Source organism: Streptomyces sp. NBC_01089 (assembly GCF_045162975.1).
Classification (GTDB): Bacteria; Actinomycetota; Actinomycetes; order Streptomycetales; family Streptomycetaceae; genus Streptomyces.
In genome coordinates, this window is record NZ_CP108660.1 from 6403946 (window position 1) to 6421756 (window position 17811).

Below are 17811 nucleotides of genomic sequence, written 5' to 3' on the forward strand. Positions count from 1 at the left end.
GTCATGACGGACCGTAAGCGCGAACTCACCGAGAACCTGGCCCGCGTGGAGGAGCGGATCGCTTCCGCCTGCGCGTCCGCGGGCCGCGAGCGCGATGACGTGACCCTGATCGTGGTCACCAAGACGTATCCCGCGAGCGATGTGCGACTTCTCTCGGAACTCGGCGTGCGACAGGTGGCGGAGAACCGCGATCAGGACGCGGCACCCAAGGCCGCGGAGTGTTCGGATCTGCCGCTTTCCTGGCACTTTGTCGGTCAGCTTCAGACGAACAAGGTCCGTTCTGTGGCGAGTTATGCCGATGTCGTGCAGTCCGTGGACCGGGCCAGACTTGTTACTTCTCTCTCAACCGCGGCTGTCAGGGCCGGGCGTGAACTGGGCTGCCTGGTCCAGGTCGCGCTCGACGCGGAAGCCGGCGGGCGGGGGGAGCGCGGTGGCGTCGCGCCCGACGGCGTCGGCGAGTTGGCCGACTCGGTGGCCGCCGCACCAGGACTGCGGCTCGACGGACTGATGACCGTCGCACCGCTGGCCGGACCGTATGCGGGACGGCAACAGGCGGCATTCGAGCGGCTGATGGAAATCTCATCCCGCCTGCGCGCGACCCATCCTGCTGCCAACATGGTGTCAGCAGGGATGAGTGCGGACCTCGAAGAGGCGGTGAAGGCGGGTGCGACACATGTCCGCGTCGGCACTGCGGTACTCGGCGTCCGTCCCCCGCTCGGGTAACGTCGCGAAGCAAGTCGGACCACAGCAGAAAATATGGTCATTCCCGCCGATCGGCGGGCAGACCCAGTGGATCGCGGGCACTTGGTGACGCTGCGAAATTGGCACAAGGGCGATCCACCACAGAGCGGAGGACTCAGAGCATGGCCGGCGCGATGCGCAAGATGGCGGTCTACCTCGGCCTCGTGGAGGACGATGGGTACGACGGCCCGGGGTTCGACCCCGATGACGAGTTCGAACCCGAGCCCGAGCCCGAGAGGGACCGAAGGCGACACCAACCTCCGCATCAGTCGCACCAGTCCCAGCAGGACGAACCGGTGCGAATGGTGCAACCGCCCGCCCAGCGCGAGCCTGTTGCGCTACCGGCGGAAAGCGGACGACCCGCCCGAATCGCCCCCGTGGCGTCCATCACACCTGAACGCCCGAGTATGGAGAAGAACGCCCCGGTGATCATGCCCAAGGTTGTGTCCGAGCGGGAGCCCTACCGCATCACCACGCTGCACCCCCGGACCTACAACGAGGCCCGTACCATCGGGGAACACTTCCGTGAAGGCACTCCGGTGATCATGAATCTGACCGAGATGGATGACACCGATGCGAAGCGACTTGTCGACTTTGCCGCAGGACTTGTCTTCGGTCTGCATGGCAGCATTGAGCGGGTGACGCAGAAGGTGTTCCTGTTGTCGCCTGCTAACGTCGATGTCACGGCGGAGGACAAGGCCCGTATCGCAGAGGGCGGTTTCTTCAACCAGAGCTGAGACGAGACACCGGGACAACCCCGGCCGGAAGGCCGGAAGAACGAGAGCATCAGGGGAGAGGGAAGCGCTAGATGGGCATCGCATTGGATGTGGTCTACATCGCGCTGATGTGTTTCCTCATCGTGTTGATCTTCCGGCTTGTCATGGACTACGTCTTCCAGTTCGCCCGTTCATGGCAACCTGGCAAGGCGATGGTGGTCGTTCTGGAGGCCACTTACACTGTCACCGATCCACCGCTCAAGCTTCTGCGGCGGTTCATTCCGCCGCTGCGTCTCGGGGGCGTGGCACTCGACCTGTCCTTCTTCGTTCTGATGATCATCGTCTACATCCTGATCAGCATTGTGAGCCGGGTGTGAACGATTCGGTCCTGCCGACTGCCGACGACTACGTAGAGGTGAAGAAGAGATGCCGCTGACCCCCGAGGACGTGCGGAACAAACAGTTCACGACCGTCCGCCTCCGAGAAGGCTATGACGAGGACGAGGTCGATGCCTTCCTCGACGAGGTCGAAGCCGAACTGACACGACTGCTCCGCGAGAACGAGGACCTGCGCGCCAAGCTGGCGGCCGCCACGCGTGCCGCCGCGCAGAATCAGCAGCAGGGCATGCGGAAGCCCCCGGAGCAGCAGGACGGCCGGGGCGGTCCGAACGCTCCGGTGCCCGCCGCCATATCCGGTCCACCGCAGGGCCAGCAGCAGCCGCAGATGGGTCCGCCCCAACTGCCGGGCGGTCAGCCCCAGCTGCCTGCAGGTCCTGGCGGTCACGGCCCCGGTCCCCAGGGCCAGCACGGCCCGGGTCCGCAGGGTCAGCACGGCCCCGGTCCCCAGGGCCAGCACGGTCCTGGTCCGCAGGGCCAGCACGGTCCCGGTCCCATGGGCCAGCAGGGCCCGATGGGCGGCCAGGGTCAGCTCGGCCCGGGTCCCATGGGCCAGCAGGGTCCGATGGGTCAGGGTCCGATGGGCCAGCAGGGCCCGATGGGTGGTCAGGGGCAGCTTGCCCAGGGCCCCATGGGCGGTCCGATGGGCGGCCACGGCGGTCCCCCGCAGATGCAGCAGCAGGGCCCCGGCGGCGACAGTGCCGCCCGTGTGCTCTCGCTCGCGCAGCAGACGGCCGACCAGGCGATCGCGGAGGCCCGTTCCGAGGCCAACAAGATCGTCGGCGAGGCGCGGAGCCGTGCCGAGGGTCTGGAGCGGGACGCCCGTGCCAAGGCCGACGCGCTGGAGCGGGACGCTCAGGAGAAGCACCGCGTGGCGATGGGCTCGCTGGAGTCCGCCCGCGCCACGCTGGAGCGCAAGGTCGAGGATCTGCGTGGCTTCGAGCGTGAGTACCGGACCCGTCTGAAGTCCTACCTGGAGAGCCAGCTGCGTCAGCTGGAGACCCAGGCGGACGACTCGCTGGCGCCGCCGCGTACCCCGGCCACCGCTTCGCTGCCGCCGTCGCCCTCGATGGCTCCGGCCGGCGCGGGTGCGATGGGGCACACGCAGCACGGTATGGGTGGCGGCAACCAGTCGATGGGCGGCCAGCCGTCCATGGGCGGTGGCCCGTCGTACGGTGGTCAGCAGCAGATGTCACCGGCTATGACTCAGCCGATGGCGCCGGTGCGGCCGCAGGCTCCGCAGCCTATGCAGCAGGCGCCTTCGCCTATGCGTGGGTTTCTGATCGATGAGGATGACAGCTGAGGGTCGGTGCGTTGAGCGCTTGACGGTCGGTTGACTGAGGGCCGGGCCCCGGGGATTTCCCTGGGGCCCGGCCCTTTTGTGTGGGGTGGTGGGGGTGGGGTGCGTGGGTGGGGTCGTTGGGTGCGTGCGTGCGTGCGGGTGGGTGGCGCCTGCGGCGGGCCTGTTCCCCTACCCGCCCCTTCCCGTAACCGGGGCTCCGCCCCGGACCCCGCTCCTCAAACGCCGGAGGGGCTGAAATGTGCCGGCGTGGGTGGGGCCCCGGGGGCGGTTGGAATTGCCGGCAGGGCTGGGGGATAGGGGTGCCGGCGGGGGAGTCGTCGTGGGGGAAGGCCGATGGGCCCGGCCGGGGGGTCCGGCCGGGCCCATCGGAGGGGAGCTTTATGCCTCTGTTTTGTGGAGGCGGAACGTCAGGGCCAGGCCCTCGTCCGTGAATGGCTCGCCGTACGCCGTCGCTTCGCCCTCGCCCTCCGCGTAGTCCAGGGCCAGGACCTCGTCCGCGATCAGGGCCGCGTGTTCGGTCAGGGCGTCCCTGGTCTCCGGGGTGGTGCTTGACCAGCGGACCGCGATGCGGTCGGCGACGTCCAGGCCGCTGTTCTTGCGGGCCTCCTGGATCAGGCGGATGGCGTCACGCGCCAGCCCCGCCCTGCGCAGCTCCGGTGTGATCTCCAGGTCCAGGGCCACCGTCGCGCCCGAGTCGGACGCCACCGACCAGCCCTCGCGCGGGGTTTCGGTGATGATCACCTCGTCGGGGGCGAGCGTGACGGTCTCGCCGTCGACCGTCACGGACGCCGTGCCCTCGCGCAGTGCGAGCGAGAGCGCCGCCGCGTCGGCCTCGGCCACCGCCTTGGCCACCGCCTGGACTCCCTTGCCGAAACGCTTGCCCAGCGCGCGGAAGTTCGCCTTGGCCGTGGTGTCCACGAGCGAGCCGCCGACCTCGGAGAGCGAGGCCAGGGACGAGACGTTCAGCTCCTCGGTGATCTGGGCACGCAGCTCGGGCGTCAGCGACTCGAAGCCGGCCGCCGCGACCAGCGCGCGCGACAGCGGCTGGCGGGTCTTGACGCCCGACTCGGCGCGCGTCGCACGGCCCAGCTCCACCAGCCGGCGCACCAGCGCCATCTGCTGCGAGAGCCGCGGGTCGATCGCCGCCAGGTCCGCCTTCGGCCAGCTGGACAGGTGCACCGACTCGGGGGCGTCCGGAGTGACCGGGGTGATCATGTCCTGCCAGACCCGCTCGGTGATGAACGGGGTGAGCGGCGCCATCAGCCCGGTGACCGTCTCGATCACCTCGTGCAGGGTGCGCAGCGCGGCCGCGTCGCCCTGCCAGAAGCGCCGGCGCGAGCGGCGTACGTACCAGTTCGACAGGTCGTCGACGAAGGCGGACAGGAGCTTGCCGGCCCGCTGGGTGTCGTACGCGTCCAGCGACTGGGTGACCTGGTCCACCAGCGCGTTGAGTTCGCTGAGCAGCCAGCGGTCCAGGACCGTGCGGTCGCCGGGCGCCGGGTCGGACGCCGAGGGGGCCCAGCCGGACGTACGGGCGTACAGCGCCTGGAAGGCCACCGTGTTCCAGTACGTGAGGAGGGTCTTGCGGACCACCTCCTGGATCGTGCCGTGGCCGACGCGGCGGGCCGCCCACGGGGAGCCGCCGGCCGCCATGAACCAGCGCACCGCGTCCGCCCCGTGCCGGTCCATCAGCGGGATCGGGTCGAGGGTGTTGCCCAGGTGCTTGGACATCTTCCGGCCGTCCTCGGCGAGGATGTGGCCCAGGCAGACGACGTTCTCGTAGCTCGACCTGTCGAAGACCAGCGTGCCGACCGCCATGAGCGTGTAGAACCACCCGCGGGTCTGGTCGATGGCCTCGGAGATGAACTGGGCCGGGTAGCGCCGCTCGAACAGTTCCTTGTTCCGGTACGGGTAGCCGTACTGGGCGAACGGCATCGAACCCGAGTCGTACCAGGCGTCGATGACCTCAGGGACCCGGGTCGCGGTCTTCTCGCACTGCGGGCAGGGGAAGGTGACCTCGTCGATGTACGGGCGGTGCGGGTCGAGCTCCGACTGGTCGGTGCCGGTCAGGTCGGTCAGCTCGGCGCGTGAACCGATGACCGTGAGGTGGTCGTCCTCGCAGCGCCAGATCGGCAGCGGGGTGCCCCAGTAACGGTTGCGGGAGAGCGCCCAGTCGACGTTGTTGTTCAGCCAGTCGCCGAAGCGGCCCTGCTTGACCGAGTCCGGGAACCAGTTCGTCCTCTCGTTCTCCCGGAGCATCGCGTCCTTGACCGCGGTGGTCCTGATGTACCAGGACGGCTGCGCGTAGTAGAGGAGCGCGGTGTGGCAGCGCCAGCAGTGCGGGTAGCTGTGCTCGTACGGGACGTGCCGGAAGAGCGCGCCGCGTGCCTGGAGGTCGGCGACCAGCGTCTCGTCGGCCTTCTTGAAGAAGACACCGCCGACCAGCGGGACGTCCTCCTCGAAGGTGCCGTCGGGGCGCACCGGGTTGACGACAGGGAGGCCGTACTCGCGGCACACCTGGAGGTCGTCCGCACCGAAGGCGGGGGACTGGTGGACGAGCCCGGTGCCGTCCTCGGTGGTGACGTACTCGGCGTTGACGACGTAGTGCGCCTCGGCCGGGAAGTCGACCAGTGTGAACGGACGCTGGTAGGTCCAGCGCTCCATCTCGGCGCCGGTGAACCGCTCGCCGGTGGTCTCCCAGCCCTCGCCGAGCGCCTTTTCGAGCAGCGGCTCGGCGACGACCAGCTTCTCCCGGCCGTCGGTCGCGACGACATAGCTGACGCCGGGGTGCGCGGCGACGGCCGTGTTGGAGACCAGCGTCCAGGGGGTGGTCGTCCAGACCAGCAGGGCCGCTTCGCCCGCGAGGGGCCCGGAGGTGAGCGGGAAGCGTACGAAGACGGAGGGGTCGACGACCGTCTCGTACCCCTGGGCCAGCTCGTGGTCCGAGAGGCCGGTGCCGCACCGCGGGCACCAGGGGGCGACGCGGTGGTCCTGGACCAGCAGGTCCTTGTTGAAGATCTCCTTCAGGGACCACCAGACGCTCTCGACGTAGGACGGGTCCATGGTCCGGTACGCGTGGTCCAGGTCGACCCAGTAGCCCATCCGGGTGGTCAGCGCGGAGAAGGCGTCGGTGTGCCGGGTGACGGAGGCCCGGCACTTGTCGTTGAAGGCGGCGATCCCGTACGCCTCGATGTCCTGCTTGCCGCTGAAGCCGAGTTCCTTCTCGACCGCCAGCTCGACGGGCAGGCCGTGGCAGTCCCAGCCGGCCTTGCGGGGCACGTGGTAGCCCTGCATCGTGCGGAAGCGGGGGAAGACGTCCTTGAAGACGCGGGCCTCGATGTGGTGTGCGCCCGGCATGCCGTTGGCGGTCGGCGGTCCTTCGTAGAACACCCACTCGGGGCGTCCTTCGGACTGCTCAAGACTCTTCGAGAAGACCTGTGCCTCGTGCCAGAAGTCGAGCACGGCGTGCTCGAGGGCGGGCAGGTCGACCTGGGCGGGCACCTGGCGGTACAGGGGCGGTGTCATCGAACTCCTCCAACGGACGTTTCTCTCTCCGTCGGAGGGACGAGAGCCTGACGCCCCCGCGGTACCACCCTCCTTGGCCCCGGCTGTCGTGCCGTGGCCCCCTCATTGGGGTTGCGGTGCCGGCTCTACTCGCCCGCGTCCACTCGTCCACGGGTTTTCTTCCGACGGCTCAGGGGTGATCTTCACGCCGTGCCTGCCTCCGGGCTCACACCGTCCCCGGATCGCTCGTGGCCGCCTGCGCCGCTACTCGTCCCGTCCATGCCTTCCGCTGGGGCCAGTGTACGGGGCCGCCGGTGCGGGCTCAGACCGGTTTTTCCGCGGGCGCTCCCGGGCGCTGCGCTGACCCGAATGGCCATACGGGGCCCCGCGGAATACCGGGACGTGTACGGGAGTCCCGGCCGGCGGATTACCGGGCGGGGAGCTGGGCACAACGCATGCAGGCCAGGACGGCCCCGGACGTGAGGAGGGCTGAAACGGCGGCGTGCCCCGTTGCCGCGCGACTGGTGTCGATTTATCGTCCCAGCAGACTCGCGAGCAAGATCACAAAATGTGAAGGGGCCGCGGCCATGGTGGCAAGAGAGACCGCCGGATCAGGATCGGCGTCCGCAGAATCCACTGGGGCGACGGCCGGGGACGCGGCAGGCGAGCACGGGGCCGCCGCGGACGGAACCGTCGCCGGGAGACCCACCGCGAAGAAGGCCGCGGCGGCGAAGAAGGCAGCAGCCAAGAGGGCGCCCGCCAAGAAGGCGCCCGCGAAGAAGACCGCAGCCAAGAAGACCGCAGCGAAAGGGACCGCGGCGAAGAAGAGTGCGGCGAAGAAGACCGCGGCCAAGAAGGCGGCCGGCGGGAAGGCGGCCGGCGAGCAGGCCGCGTCCAGTACGTCACCGGGCCACCCGGCGCCGGGCAGCACGGCCGCGACCGCGGCCCAGGGGGCGGCGGAGGCCGCGGAACAGACGGGAGCCGAGACGGTGGTTGCGAAGAAGAGCGCAGGAGGGGGAGCGGCGGCCGGAGGGCACGCCGCCTCCGCCGTGCCCAAGGCCGGGGTCGCCGCACCCGCGGCCCCGGACGAGCTGCCCGTACGGCCGGGGGAGGACCCCTGGACCCCGGAGGAGGTCGCGGAGGCCCGGGCCGAGCTGCAGAGCGAGGATCTGCGGCTGGGGGCCGAGATCGCGGCGGCCGAGACGGCTCTCGCCGGTCTGATGCGGGACTCGGGCGACGGCGCCGGCGACGACCAGGCCGACACCGGGACCAAGAACATCACCCGGGAGAGCGAGCTGGCGCTCGCGGCCAACGCCCGGGAGATGCTGGAGCAGACCGAGCGGGCGCTGGAGCGGCTCGACGCGGGGACGTACGGGCTCTGCGAGAACTGCGGCAAGCCGATCGGCAAGGCGCGGATGCAGGCGTTCCCGCGTGCCACGCTCTGCGTCGAGTGCAAGCAGAAGCAGGAGCGCAGGTACTGAGAGCTTCCTGGGCGGTGTGTGTCGTACCCTCGTCCTGAGTCGGACCGGACAGGGCCTAGGACGAGGGAATCACGTGGCAGAGGCGGAGCGCATCATCGGTACGCCGGACGTTCCCGAGCCGGACGCCCCTGAGCCTGACGTCCCTGGGCCGGGCGGCGCCGGGCAGGAGGCTGCCGGGCCGGACGCAGCCCGGCCGGATACTCCCGGGCCGGCGCAGGACGCACCGGACGGGGCGGGCCCCGGTGAGAGCGCCGAAGAGCGGCCCCGGGGCAAGCGCAGGCTCACCGTGCTCTTCGTCGTGGCCGTTCTCGCCTATCTGCTCGACCTGGTGAGCAAGACCATCGTGGTGGCCAAGCTGGAGCACCACCCCCCGGTCAAGGTGATCGGCGATCTGCTGCAGTTCGACGCGATCAGGAACGCGGGCGCCGCCTTCGGGCTCGGCTCGGCGTACACCGTGATCTTCACCATTGTCGCGGCGTCCGTGATCGTGGTCATCGTCCGGCTGGCCAGGAAGCTCTACAGCGCGCCGTGGGCCGTCGCGCTGGGTCTGCTGCTCGGCGGTGCGCTGGGCAATCTCACCGACCGGATCTTCCGTTCGCCCAGCGCATTCCAGGGTGAGGTCGTCGACTTCATCAGGCCCGCGCACTTCGCGGTGTTCAACCTCGCCGACTCCGCGATCGTCTGCGGCGGCATCCTGATCGTGCTCCTCTCGTTCCGGGGCCTGGACCCCGACGGGACCGTTCACAAGGACTGACGGCCCGGGCGGCCCTCCGGGCAAGGCATACTCGACGGGTGAGTACCGTTCCCGAGATCCGCACCCTGCCCGTTCCCGATGGCCTGGAGGGCGAGCGCGTCGACGCCGCCATCTCCCGTATGTTCGGGTTTTCCCGTACCAAGGCGGCCGACCTCGCCGCCTCGGGAAAGGTGCAGGTCGACGGGTCAGTGGTCGGGAAGTCCGAGCGGGTCCACGGCGGCGCCTGGCTGGAGGTCGAGATGCCCGCGGCCGCGGCCCCCGTCCAGATCGTCGCCGAGCCCGTCGACGGCATGGAGATCGTCCATGACGACGACGACATCGTGGTGATCCTCAAGCCCGTCGGTGTCGCCGCCCACCCCAGCCCCGGCTGGACCGGCACCACCGTCATCGGCGGTCTCGCCGCCGCCGGATACCGCATCTCGACCTCGGGGGCGGCCGAGCGGCAGGGCATCGTGCACCGGCTGGACGTGGGGACGTCAGGGCTGATGGTGGTGGCCAAGTCGGAGCGTGCGTACACCCTGCTCAAGCAGCAGTTCCGGGAGCGCACCGTCGACAAGCGCTACCACGCGCTGGTGCAGGGCCACCCCGACCCGATGAGCGGCACGATCGACGCCCCCATCGGCCGCCACCCCAACCACGACTACAAGTGGGCCGTGACGGCCGAGGGCAAGCCGTCCGTCACGCACTACGACCTGATCGAGGCGTTCCGGGCGGCCTCGCTGCTCGACATCAAGCTGGAGACCGGGCGTACGCACCAGATCCGGGTGCACATGTCGGCCCACCGCCACCCCTGCGTGGGCGACATCACCTACGGCGCCGACCCGACCATGGCGAAGCGGCTCGGGCTGACCCGGCAGTGGCTGCACGCGATGAGCCTGGGCTTCGAGCACCCGTCGGACGGACAGTGGGTGCAGTTCCGCAGCGAGTACCCGGAAGACCTGCGGAACGCGCTGGAGGCGATCCGGGCGGAGAGCGAGCAGCGGTGACCGCCGGGTACGACGTACGGGTGGTCGCCGACAAGGCCGGCCTCGACGCCTGCTTCGCCGTCCGCAAGGACGTCTTCGTGACCGAGCAGGGCGTGCCGCCCGAGCTGGAGTACGACACGTACGACACCGACGAGGCCACCACGGTGCATGTGCTGGCCACCGGCGCCGACGGGCCGCTGGGCACCGGGCGGCTGCTGCTGCCCGCCGCCGGCCCCGGGCGCGGGGTGGACGAGCCGGGCGTCGGCTCGCTCGGCCGGCTCGCCGTCGCCGCGGCCGCGCGGGGCAGGGGCGTGGGCGTCGCGCTGGTCCGGGCGATCGAGGACGAGGCCCTGCGGCGCGGGCTGACCGCGGTCGATCTGCATGCGCAGACCCATGCGCTGGGGTTCTACGAGCGCCTCGGCTATGTGGCGTACGGCCCCGAGTTCCCCGACGCGGGCATGCCGCACCGGGCGATGCGCCGCACTGTCGGGGACGGCGTGGCCCGTCGCACCGGAGCGGACAGCAGGTAGCGGCCGGTACCGGTCAGGACGGCAGCCCCCACGGCTCGGCCGGCCCGTTCGGCGGTACGTCCCTGGGGCCCAGGGACGCGCGGGCACCGCGCGGGGTGACCACGGCCGTCGCGCCGCGCGGCAGCCGCACCGCGATCCGCCCGGGACCCGCCGCGTGCCAGGACAGCGGACGCCCGTGCTCGTCCCGTACGTCCACCGCTCCGGCGATCCCGTGGTCGAGCGTGAGCGGTTCGCCCGCCTCGCTCCTGATCCGTATCCAGCGTGTGGCGCCGCCCGAGCGGTCCGCGTCCACCAGGAAGGCGCCCTCGGTGCGCAGCGAAGCGATCGAGGCGTCCGCCCACCGCTCCGACACCGAGGGGAAGACCTTCAGCACCCCGCCGTCCCCCTGCACGGCCATGTCCAGCATCGACTGGACCGCCGCCAGCGGGGATTCGAGCGCGAGGTTCTTGCCCTCGCGGTACATCGTGTTGGGCGTCAGCTCGCAGTCGGCCACCGTGTTCCCGTCGGTGAAGAAGGTCAGCTGGTCCAGGGCCTTCTCCGGCTCGCCCATCACCGCGTACATGGACGACGAGGTGGCGTAGCTGTAGCCGTGCCAGGCGCTCCGCATGCTCGTCCAGTGGGCCAGCGAGCGCCGCATCACATCCCGGTCGCCCGGCCGGTCCCACGTCCGTTCGCGCAGCGGGTAGAGCCAGAGCAGATGGGAGTGGTGGCGGTGCGATTCGGCCAGCGGCACGTCCTTGCCGATCATGACGCCGTCCGCCGGGTCCTCGGCGTACGGGGTGAGCCGCGCCGCGATGTCCCGCCAGTGCCTGGCCCTCGGGTCGTCGACGCGCAGCAGCCGCGCCGATTCGATGAGCGTGCGGACGCCCCAGCGGATCAGTGAGAGGTCATAGGTGCAGTCCGCCGCGTCGGCGTACTCGGGGGAGCGGGTGGTCAGCAGATGGAGCTTGCCGTCGCCGCCCTCGTGCAGGAAGCGGGCGTAGAAGTTGATGGCCTTCGCGAGGATCGGATACACCACGTCGCGCAGGGTGGCGAGGTCCATCGAGTGCCGGTAGGACAGCCAGACGTTGTGCAGCGCCCAGGTGAGGTTGCCGAAGTTGTCGGAGACGCGGTCGGAGCCGGGGACCCCGACGTCGTAGGTGTCGCCCGCCCGCAGCTGCCAGTCGGACGGATGGCCGAGCGCGTAGCTGCGGCCGTCGCGGTAGGCGGCAGGTACGGACGTCGACAGGTTCTTCTCGAAGCGGCGGAACGCCTGGGTCACCGAGTCCAGTTCGGGGTGGTTGGTGCCGTTGACGGCGGGCATCCCGATCTGGACGTTGAGGTTCCACCACACCGCGGTCCAGCTGTTCCCGACCTCCGGGTACCAGGGCCCCCACTCGGACAGCGTCGGTCCTCCGGCGCGGGTGGTCGAGGCCAGTTTGTAGAGCTGGAGGATGTAGAACGCCTGGAGCCGCTTGTCCGGTACGGAGAAGAAGCTGCGCCGGTAGTAGGCGTGCCACCACTCACGGTGCCGGGCGACCAGCCGGTCGGGGCCGGTGGCCAGGGCGCGGTCCACCGCCCGTACGGCGTCCGCGGTCGTCTGCCGTACGTCGCCGGGGAAGCGGTACACCAGCTGCGCGGCCAGCAGCCGGCCGGTTCCCTCGCGCTGCTCCCGCCAGGCCGTCGTCCAGCCGCCGCCCGCGAGCAGCGGCTGCTCGACGAAGCCCGCGCCGACCCGCGGGTCCGGGTTGGGGGTGTAGTCGGCCGGCTTGTCGATGAGCCGGGTACTGGCGGCCTGCAGCCACTGGAAGGACCAGGCGGCGGCCTCCTCGCCCGGACTCGGCCGGGTCGACACCAGCAGGGCGCCCGAGCCGTTCTGCACGAGTGCGGAGAAGGTGAGCGAGCCGCGGGTGGTGGTGAGGGTGCCGCGCAGTTCGGCGTCGTAGGGGTCGAGCGTCCAGTCGACCGCGGTGATCTCCCCGGCCAGAGTGAGCGTGAAGTGTCCTACGGGCAGCCGGGAGTAGCCCGTGCCGCCGCGCCACTGGCCGCGCTGGTCCTGCACCTGGGTGTGGCTGATCATCAGCTTCAGGGTGTTCGCCGTGGCGCCCCGGTAGAGCTGTGCGCCCAGGAAGCCGTTGGCGAGGAACGGGGCGTCCTGCCAGCCGGTGGGCAGCCGCCGCCACCGCATGGCGGCCGCGCGGACGGTCCGTTCGTACACATCGGGGCCGTGGGACGCGGGCGCGCCGCCGCCCGGCGCCGCCCAGGCGGTGCGGGAGCCGGCCAGCCAGAGGGCGGCGGTCGCGCCCGCCGCCGTACCGGCGAAGTGTCTGCGGGAGAGGTCATGCACGGGGGTGACTCCTGTTCCGTACGCGGGGTGCGGTGCGGGGTGCTTCCGGGCGGGGTGTTTTCGGGCGGGGTGTTCCCGGGCGGTGAGCTTGTGGGCGGGGTGCGCCGAGGTGGTTCTCCTCGACCCAGGCGCGGGCCTCGGACCCGGGCGGAAAGATCCGATCGTCGACGGTGTCGAAGGTGACTCCGGTGTGCGGCGGGCGGAACTCGTTGACGACCTGGCCGTCATATCCGTACGAGGCCAGGGTGCGCGGGTCGTTGTAGCGGGACTCGGTCATCGGCTCGCCCGGGTCCGCCTGGACCATGTCGATGAGGAAGGGCAGCCGCCTGCCCCCGGTGTGGCCGGGCGTCCCGGGCGGTGCGGTGGAGGCGTACGCGTACGGGGCCGCGCCGAGGGTGAGCAGCGCGCCCGCACCGGCGGCCGCGGTGCCCAGGACCGCTCTCCTGGACGGTGGTTGACGGGGTGCTTGACGCGGGGGCCGGCGCGGCGGTCGGGGCGCGGAGGGCATATGAGCTCCAGTCAGGTATGTGTTGACAGTTCTCGTCCCTGAATCCATGCACCCCGCATAGTGCCCGTGCCGTCACCGGACCGGAAGACCTCGCGCACCATAGACATCGGATGAAAGATGGGGCGTGGCGATGGCGGAGCTGCGACGGGTGGGGCTATTGGGTCGATACGCCTGTATTGCATGGCACGCTTGAGCCACTGATCGTCAAGGTTTCGGCAGTGATGCCGACGGAACATCCGAAGCCCCGGAGGGCACCCCGTGGACCAATTGGCACTGCTGCTCCTGCTGTTGATCGGGGCGGTGGTCTCCGTACCGATCGGTGAGCGGCTCGGGCTGCCCGCCCCGGTCCTGATGACGCTCGGCGGGATCTGCCTCGCGCTGCTGCCCTTCGTGCCGAACGTCAACATCCCCTCGGGCTTCATCCTGCCGCTGGTGCTGCCGCCGCTCCTCTACGCGGCCGTACAGCGCACCTCCTGGCGGCAGTTCACGGCCAACTTCCGGCCGATCCTGCTGCTCGCCGTGGCGCTGGTCTTCGTGACCACGGCAGGGGTGGCCGCCGTCCTGAGCGCGATCGTGCCGGGTCTGCCGATCGCCGCGGCCGTCGCACTGGGCGCGCTGGTGGCGCCGCCCGACCCGGTGGCGGCGACCGCCGTCGCGGGCGCGCTCGGGCTGCCCCGGCGGCTGGTCTCGATCCTGGAGGGCGAGGGGCTGTTCAACGATGTGACGGCGATCGTGCTCTACCACGTGGCGATCGCCGCCGCCGTCACCGGAACGTTCTCCTGGCCGGTCGCGGCAGGGCAGTTGGTGCTCTCCGCCGTGGTGGCCGTGGTGGTGGGCCTCGCCCTCGGCTGGCTCACCAACAAGCTGATGGGGCTGCTGGGCGACACCACCCTGCAGATCGGCCTGACCCTGCTGGTGCCCTTCCTCAGCTATGTGCTGGCCGAGGAGCTGATGGGCTCGGGTGTGCTGGCCGTGCTCACCTCGGCGCTGTTCCTCGCGGAACACACCGCCGACGCCGACGACGTACGCGGTCGGCTGGAGGGCAACGCCTTCTGGGAGATCGTCGACACCCTCGTCACCGGGGTGACCTTCGGCCTCATCGGGCTCGAACTCCATGTGGTCTTCGGCACCGCCGGCGGGCATCTGAGCGAGATGATCGGCTGGGGCGCGGCGGCCGTCGGGGTGGTGGTGGGGCTGCGCCTGGTGTGGCTGCTGCCCGCCACCTGGCTGGCGAAGAAGCTGCACACCCTGCGGGACGTCGACGAGGACATCCCCACCAGCTGGCGCGAGACCATCGTCATGTGGTGGTCAGGGATGCGCGGCGTGGCCTCGGTCGCGCTGGCCCTCGCCATCCCGATGACCAAGGACGACGGCAGCCCCTTCCCGGCCCGCAGCGAGATGATCTTCATCGCCTTCGCGGTGGTCATGGTCACCCTGGTCTTCCAGGGGCTGACGCTGCCCTGGCTGGTGAAGAAGCTGGGCGTCCGCGCGGACGCAGGCGCCGAGCGCGAACTGGAACGGAGCCTGGCGGTACGGGCCGCCAGGGCCGCCAGGGGCCGGCTCAAGGAGATCCAGAACGTCGAGGAGCTGCCCGAGGACGTCCTGGAGCGGCTGGCCCGCGGCGCGTTCGAGATCGGGGTGCGGATCAGCCCCGACATGGTGGACGAGGAGCGGCACGCGGCGTACCTCAAGCGGGCCGAGCGGGTGAAGACCGTCATGCGGATCCAGCGGGAGATGATGTCGGCGGCCCGCCACGAAGTGCTCTCCGCGCGCAACGAGGCGGGCTCGGACCCGGAGATCGTCGACCGGGTGCTGCGCCACCTGGATGTGCGCAGCCTGCGGTAGGACCGGCTGCGGGGCGGCTGCGGGGCGGCTGCGGGGCGGACCGGGCTGTGCGGCGGACCGGCTGTGCGGCCTGTCGGGCCCGGCCTCTCGGCCCCTGCCGGTCGGCCTTTGCCGTCGGCCCCGGCCCGTCAGCCCTGCCCGTCGGCCCGGTTGCCCGTCAGCCCGGTTGCCCGTCGGCCCGGTCGTCCGTCAGCCCCTGCCGGTCCTGGGCGTGGGGTCGTGCTTGTACAGATCCGGCCCCCAGTCGTTCTTCGACACCTCGGCCTGCGCGGTCGAGATCCGCGGCAGCGCGTACGGGTGCTCGTCGCGCAGCCAGGCGATCAGCTGCTCCCGTACCGCACACCGCACGGTCCAGATGTCGTCCGCGTCCTTCGCGGTGACCACGGCCCGTACCTGGATCGTGCTCGGCGAGGTGTCCGTGACCGCCAGCGACCAGTTCCTGCCGTCCCACGACGGGATCTCGCGCAGGATCTCCCGCAGCTTCTCGCGCATCAGCGGGACCGGCGTCGAGTGGTCCAGCTCGAAGAAGACCGTGCCGGACATCTGCGCACCGCCGCGTGACCAGTTCTCGAACGGCTTGCCGGTGAAGTACGAGACCGGCATGGTGATCCGGCGCTCGTCCCAGGTGCGTACCGCGAGGAAGGTCAGCGTGATCTCCTCGACGGTGCCCCACTCGCCGTCCACGACGACCGTGTCCCCGATGCGGACCATGTCGCCGAAGGCGATCTGCAGCCCGGCGAACAGGTTGCCCAGCGTGGACTGGGCCGCGACACCGGCGACGATGCCCAGGAGCCCAGCTGAGGCCAGCAGCGAGGTACCGGCGGTCCGCATCGCGGGGAAGGTCAGCAGCATCGCCGCGACAGCCACCGTCCCGACGATCGCCGTCACCACCCGCTGGATCAGCGTGACCTGCGTACGGACCCGGCGGAGCCTGGCCGGATCGCGGGTGGTCGCCGCGTAGCGGGCGTACGAGGAGTCGACGACCGCCGTGGCGATCCGCAGGGCGAGCCAGGCCGTGGAGCCGATCAGGACCAGCGTGAGGATCTGCCCGATCCCGGTGGCGTGGTGCTCGACCGCCCGCAGCCGGATCTCCTGGAAGCTGCCCCGCAGCAACGCGGTGATCAGCACCGACTGCAGCGGCACCCGGCAGCGCCGCAGCAGCCCCCAGAGCGGGGTCTCGTGGTGGCGCGCGTCCGTCCTCTTCAGCGCGCGGTCGACCAGCCAGCCCACCGCGAGCGTCAGCAGCACCGAACCGCCGATGACGATCAGGGGACGCAGGACGGTCTCCATGCTTCCGGCCGAAGCTGGCACCATGGCCACGTGAACATCATCCTTTTCCATTCTGCGTACGGTTTGCGGCCTGCCGTCCATGCGGCGGCCGACCGGCTGCGTGCAGCCGGTCATCAGGTGCTGGTGCCCGATCTTTTCGACGGTAAGACTTTCGAGACCGTCGAGGAAGGCATGGCCCTCAAGGAGGAACTCGGCTCGGACGAGCTGCTCAAGCGCGCCGTGACGGCCGCGGCTCCGCACTCGGACGAGGGCCTGGTCTACGCCGGATTCTCGCTCGGCGGCTCGCTGGCCCAGAATCTGGCCATCGCCGACGACAAGGCGCGCGGACTGCTCCTCCTGCACGGTACGTCGGACATCGCCGACGACGCGTCGGTGGACGAGCTGCCCGTACAGCTGCATGTCGCCGACCCCGACCCGTTCGAGCCGCACGACTGGCTGACCGCCTGGTATCTGCGCATGCAGCGGATCGGGGCCGATGTGGAGGTGCACCACTACGCGGGCGCGGGCCACCTCTACACCGACCCCGAGCTGGCCGACTACGACGCCGAGGCGGCCGAGCGGACCTGGCGGGTCGCACTCGGCTTCCTCGGAACGCTGTAGGTCCTGTACGCCCCGGGCTCCGCCCGGATCAGCCCTTGAGGGCCTTGTCCAGCGCGGTGTTGAAGTCGGCGACGGTCATGGGCGCGTTGTCACTGCCCGGAGTGGTCAGCTTCTTGCCGTCCATCTTGAGGGTGGGTGTGCCCTGGACCCCGCTCTTGTCGAACTTCGCGGACATCTTCATCGCCCAGGCGTCGTAGGTGCCGTCGTTGACGGCCTTCTGGAACGCCTTGTTGTCCTTCAGCTCCGGCACCGTCTGCGCGATCTTGATCAGATACGAGTCGTCCTTGAAGGTGTCCGTGGTCTCCTCGGGGTGCCACTTCGTGGAGTACATCGCGGTCTTGTAGTGCTCGAAGGCGGTGGGGCTCACATTGAGCGCGGCGCCCAGGGCGCTCAGGCCGTTCTTGGAGCCCTCGCCGCCGTTGTTGTCGATGAACGTCGCACCGATGTACTGGATCTTGAACTTGCCCGCGTCGAGGTCCTTCTGGACCGTCGCCCCGACCGTCTGGTCGAACGTCGCGCAGATCGGGCAGCGCGGGTCCTCGTACATCTGCAGCGTCTTCTTGGCGGACGCCTTGCCGACGACCACGGTGGTGCCGTCCGGGCCCGTGGTGTTCTTCGGCGCGACGACCTTTTCGCTCTTCGCGGCCTCCCAGCCGGACGGCTTGTTCAGCTGCATGACGCCGTAACCGACGCCGGCGGCGATCGCCAGGACGACGACGATGGACCCGGCGACGAAGATCTGCCGGCGGGTCTTGTCCTTCTTCGCCTGGCGCTCGCGCTCGGCGCGCAGCCGCTCGCGGGCCGCTGCCTTGTTGGCCTGGTTGTTGCGTGCACTCATGGTGGGTTTCTCCGT

Annotated in this window: 15 protein-coding genes; 10 read left to right on the forward strand and 5 right to left on the reverse strand. The window is 70.4% G+C overall.

Annotation, left to right across the window (positions count from 1 at the left end; all coding sequences use genetic code 11):
- The first annotated feature begins 3 nt into the window (after positions 1 to 3).
- From OG510_RS28755 to OG510_RS28770, 4 genes are all read left to right on the forward strand, one after another.
- Positions 4 to 723, forward strand: coding sequence for a YggS family pyridoxal phosphate-dependent enzyme (locus OG510_RS28755; protein ID WP_406140642.1), 720 nt, complete (start codon positions 4 to 6; stop codon positions 721 to 723).
- Between the two features lie 140 nt (positions 724 to 863).
- A complete protein-coding gene (locus tag OG510_RS28760) occupies positions 864 to 1478 on the forward strand; it encodes a cell division protein SepF (RefSeq protein WP_164264969.1) in 615 nt (204 codons plus the stop codon).
- Positions 1479 to 1549: 71 nt separating this feature from the next.
- Positions 1550 to 1834: a YggT family protein gene (locus OG510_RS28765; protein ID WP_250303709.1), complete on the forward strand. Its 285-nt coding sequence runs from the start codon at positions 1550 to 1552 to the stop codon at positions 1832 to 1834.
- A gap of 49 nt (positions 1835 to 1883) precedes the next feature.
- On the forward strand, positions 1884 to 3155 hold the full coding sequence (locus OG510_RS28770) for a DivIVA domain-containing protein (RefSeq protein WP_164264971.1): 1272 nt from the start codon (positions 1884 to 1886) through the stop codon (positions 3153 to 3155).
- Between the two features lie 378 nt (positions 3156 to 3533).
- Here the strand turns inward: OG510_RS28770 and ileS are convergent, their stop codons facing one another.
- Positions 3534 to 6680, reverse strand: coding sequence for an isoleucine--tRNA ligase (ileS, locus tag OG510_RS28775; RefSeq protein WP_406140643.1), 3147 nt, complete (start codon positions 6678 to 6680; stop codon positions 3534 to 3536).
- 566 nt (positions 6681 to 7246) lie between these two features.
- On the opposite strand from ileS, the gene OG510_RS28780 reads away from it, so the two are divergent.
- The 4 genes from OG510_RS28780 (at position 7247) to OG510_RS28795 (ending at position 10389) form a co-directional block, all read left to right on the forward strand.
- A complete protein-coding gene (locus tag OG510_RS28780) occupies positions 7247 to 8140 on the forward strand; it encodes a TraR/DksA family transcriptional regulator (RefSeq protein WP_406140644.1) in 894 nt (297 codons plus the stop codon).
- Between the two features lie 73 nt (positions 8141 to 8213).
- Entirely contained in the window at positions 8214 to 8894 is a 681-nt protein-coding gene (gene lspA / locus OG510_RS28785; protein ID WP_406140646.1) for a signal peptidase II, read from the forward strand.
- Positions 8895 to 8932: 38 nt separating this feature from the next.
- Positions 8933 to 9880 carry an RluA family pseudouridine synthase gene (locus OG510_RS28790; protein WP_164264975.1) on the forward strand — a complete coding sequence of 316 codons (948 nt, stop codon included), beginning with the start codon at positions 8933 to 8935 and terminating at the stop codon, positions 9878 to 9880.
- Positions 9877 to 10389, forward strand: coding sequence for a GNAT family N-acetyltransferase (locus OG510_RS28795; RefSeq protein ID WP_406140647.1), 513 nt, complete (start codon positions 9877 to 9879; stop codon positions 10387 to 10389). Before OG510_RS28790 ends, OG510_RS28795 begins: the two co-directional genes overlap by 4 nt.
- Before the next feature lie 13 nt (positions 10390 to 10402).
- On the opposite strand, the gene OG510_RS28800 is transcribed toward OG510_RS28795, so the two are convergent.
- Positions 10403 to 12715 carry a glycosyl hydrolase family 95 catalytic domain-containing protein gene (locus OG510_RS28800; protein ID WP_406140648.1) on the reverse strand — a complete coding sequence of 771 codons (2313 nt, stop codon included), beginning with the start codon at positions 12713 to 12715 and terminating at the stop codon, positions 10403 to 10405.
- On the reverse strand, positions 12708 to 13223 hold the full coding sequence (locus tag OG510_RS28805) for a hypothetical protein (protein ID WP_406140650.1): 516 nt from the start codon (positions 13221 to 13223) through the stop codon (positions 12708 to 12710). Before OG510_RS28805 ends, OG510_RS28800 begins: the two co-directional genes overlap by 8 nt.
- A 258-nt stretch (positions 13224 to 13481) precedes the next feature.
- On the opposite strand from OG510_RS28805, the gene OG510_RS28810 reads away from it, so the two are divergent.
- A complete protein-coding gene (locus OG510_RS28810) occupies positions 13482 to 15068 on the forward strand; it encodes a Na+/H+ antiporter (RefSeq protein WP_406140652.1) in 1587 nt (528 codons plus the stop codon).
- A 189-nt stretch (positions 15069 to 15257) separates the two neighbouring features.
- Here OG510_RS28810 and OG510_RS28815 read toward each other — a convergent pair whose 3' ends face one another.
- Entirely contained in the window at positions 15258 to 16358 is a 1101-nt protein-coding gene (locus OG510_RS28815; RefSeq protein ID WP_406142603.1) for a mechanosensitive ion channel family protein, read from the reverse strand.
- 30 nt (positions 16359 to 16388) lie between these two features.
- Between OG510_RS28815 and OG510_RS28820 the strand changes: the two genes are divergently transcribed.
- Entirely contained in the window at positions 16389 to 16958 is a 570-nt protein-coding gene (locus tag OG510_RS28820; RefSeq protein WP_406140653.1) for a dienelactone hydrolase family protein, read from the forward strand.
- Positions 16959 to 16986: 28 nt separating this feature from the next.
- On the opposite strand, the gene OG510_RS28825 is transcribed toward OG510_RS28820, so the two are convergent.
- A complete protein-coding gene (locus tag OG510_RS28825; protein ID WP_406140655.1) occupies positions 16987 to 17796 on the reverse strand; it encodes a thioredoxin domain-containing protein in 810 nt (269 codons plus the stop codon).
- Positions 17797 to 17811 lie beyond the last annotated feature (15 nt).

What these genes read in the sequence shown, in the direction of transcription:
- OG510_RS28755 (WP_406140642.1), top strand. Translation starts at nt 4, where the DNA reads ATGACGGACCGTAAGCGCGAACTCACCGAGAACCTGGCCCGCGTGGAG.
- OG510_RS28825 (WP_406140655.1), bottom strand. Translation starts at nt 17,796, where the DNA reads ATGAGTGCACGCAACAACCAGGCCAACAAGGCAGCGGCCCGCGAGCGG.
- OG510_RS28805 (WP_406140650.1), bottom strand. Translation starts at nt 13,223, where the DNA reads ATGCCCTCCGCGCCCCGACCGCCGCGCCGGCCCCCGCGTCAAGCACCC.
- ileS (WP_406140643.1), bottom strand. Translation starts at nt 6,680, where the DNA reads ATGACACCGCCCCTGTACCGCCAGGTGCCCGCCCAGGTCGACCTGCCC.
- OG510_RS28770 (WP_164264971.1), top strand. Translation starts at nt 1,884, where the DNA reads ATGCCGCTGACCCCCGAGGACGTGCGGAACAAACAGTTCACGACCGTC.
- OG510_RS28780 (WP_406140644.1), top strand. Translation starts at nt 7,247, where the DNA reads ATGGTGGCAAGAGAGACCGCCGGATCAGGATCGGCGTCCGCAGAATCC.
- OG510_RS28815 (WP_406142603.1), bottom strand. Translation starts at nt 16,358, where the DNA reads ATGGAGACCGTCCTGCGTCCCCTGATCGTCATCGGCGGTTCGGTGCTG.
- OG510_RS28765 (WP_250303709.1), top strand. Translation starts at nt 1,550, where the DNA reads ATGGGCATCGCATTGGATGTGGTCTACATCGCGCTGATGTGTTTCCTC.
- OG510_RS28760 (WP_164264969.1), top strand. Translation starts at nt 864, where the DNA reads ATGGCCGGCGCGATGCGCAAGATGGCGGTCTACCTCGGCCTCGTGGAG.